A 1,566-nucleotide genomic window follows, 5' to 3' on the forward strand; every position below is an offset into this window, starting at 1 on the left:
CGACGGCTACACGCTGCTGCTGGGCCACGTGAGCTCGAACGCGATGGTGCCGGCGATCATGCCGAAGCTGCCCTACGCGGCGGCGCGCGACTTCACCGCCATCACGCTGATCGGCAGCGTGCCGCAGGTGGTGACCGTGCCCGCGAGCCTGCCCGCGAAGACGCTGCAGGAATTCATCGCCTTCGCGAAGACCAAGCCGGGCGGCGTCAACTACGCCTCCTCGGGCGCGGGCACGCAGCAGCACTTCGCGGCCGAGCTGTTCCAGCAGGCCACGCGAACCACCATGACGCACGTGCCCTACAAGGGCAGCGGCGCGGCGCTGGCCGACCTGATCGCGGGCCAGGTCGACGTGAACTTCGACACCGTGCCTACCGTGCTGCAGCAGGTGAAGGCCGGCAAGCTGCGCGCGCTCGCGGTCACCTCGCGCCAGCGCGCGGCCAGCCTGCCCGAGGTGCCGACGGTGATCGAGGCCGGCGTGCCCGACTACGAGATCGGCGCCTGGTACATGCTGATGGGTCCGGCCGGCCTGCCCAAGCCGGTGGTCGATGCGCTGGCCGATGCGATGAACCGCACGCTGCAGTCGCCCGAGGTGCGCGACAAGCTCGCGGCGCTGGGCACCGACGTCGCGGGCGGCACGCCGGCCCAGGCGCAGGACTACCTGAAGGCCGAGATCGCGCGCTGGAGCAAGCTGGCCGCGGACAAGCGGATCGTGGCGGAGTGACGGCCATGCCCGGGAACTTCGCTCTCCTGCGCCGCGGCCTGGCCGCGCTCCTGCTGCCGTGCGCGCTCGCCCTGTCGCTCGCCGGCTGCGCGGCACCGGCCGCCGCGCCACCGGGCACACAGCCCATCGTGTGGCGCATGGGCACCTCGTGGCCCACCAGCCTGCCGCTGCTGCACGAAGCCGCGCTCGACTTCGCCGACACCGTGAATGCCGCCTCGGGCGGGCGCCTGCGCATCGAGACCATCGATCCCGCGCGCCATGGCAAGCCCGCGGGCCTGCTGCAGGCGCTGCGCGCTGGGGAGTTCGACCTCGTTCACACCACGGCGCAGTACTACGCCGCCGAGGTGCCCGCGATCGACTTCTTCACCGCCGTGCCCTTCGGCCTGCTGCCGGTCGAGCAGGAAGGCTGGCTCAACGAGGGTGGTGGCCAGGCGCTGTTCGAGGCGGTGCTGGCGCCGCTGGACGTGCTGCCGCTGACGGCGGGCCACACCGGCATCCAGATGGGCGGCTGGTTCGCGAAGCCTTTGCGCACGCCCGAGGACCTGCGCGGCGTGCGCGTGCGCATCGCGGGCTTTCCGGGCCGCGTGCTGGCGCGCGTGGGTGCGGTGCCGGTGAACCTGCCGCTGGGGCAGATCGTGCCGGCCTTCGCCGAGGGCCGCATCGACGCGGCCGACGTGGTCGGCCCCGCGATCGACGCGACGCTGCCGCTCGCGCGCTATGCGCCGCACTACGTCGCGCCCTGGCACGAGCCCGACGTGGCGATGCACCTGTTCATCGGCCGCGCGAAGTTCCTCGCGCTGCCGGCCGACCTGCAGCAGATCGTGCGGCAGTCGGCGCAGGCCGCG

Annotated in this window: 2 protein-coding genes; both read left to right on the forward strand. The window is 73.0% G+C overall.

Annotation, left to right across the window (positions count from 1 at the left end; translation table 11 throughout):
- A partial coding sequence (locus AC27VN_RS41055) for a tripartite tricarboxylate transporter substrate-binding protein (RefSeq protein WP_490880449.1) occupies positions 1-721 on the forward strand: 721 nt, incomplete at its 5' end.
- 5 nt (positions 722-726) lie between these two features.
- The coding region (locus AC27VN_RS41060; protein WP_490880450.1) for a TRAP transporter substrate-binding protein at positions 727-1,566 on the forward strand (840 nt) is incomplete at its 3' end.

It is taken from the genome of Variovorax sp. 20P10.2.4 (assembly GCF_058244205.1).